This is a genomic window from Gilvimarinus gilvus (assembly GCF_030518155.1).
GTDB lineage: Bacteria > Pseudomonadota > Gammaproteobacteria > Pseudomonadales > Cellvibrionaceae > Gilvimarinus > Gilvimarinus gilvus.
In genome coordinates, this window is the sequence record NZ_JAULRU010000332.1 from 1 (window position 1) to 316 (window position 316).

The 316-nt window shown below is 64.6% G+C and carries 1 protein-coding gene; it reads left to right on the plus strand.

The genetic code is table 11. The annotated features are described in order from the left end of the window. The coding region (locus QWI17_RS05670; protein WP_302721543.1) for a P-loop NTPase at nt 1–310 on the plus strand (310 nt) is incomplete at its 5' end. Nucleotides 311–316: the final 6 nt, after the last annotated feature.

Sequence of the window (316 nt, forward strand, 5' to 3'; positions counted from 1 at the left end):
CCCGGTACTGGGCGTGGTCGAGAACATGGCCGTGCACATCTGTTCCAACTGCGGCCATGCCGAGCACCTGTTCGGCGAAGGCGGTGGCGAGAAACTGGCCAGCCAGTATGGCGTCGATCTGCTGGCCTCGCTGCCACTCTCGATGGTCATCCGCGAGCAGGCCGACAACGGCAAGCCGACCGCCATTGCCGAGCCGGAAAGCCAGATTGCCATGGTCTACCAGGAACTGGCGCGCCAGGTAGGGGCGCGGATCGTGCTGCAGGAAGCTGCAGCGCCGGCGATGCCGAGCATCACCATCAGCGAAGATTGACCTGAG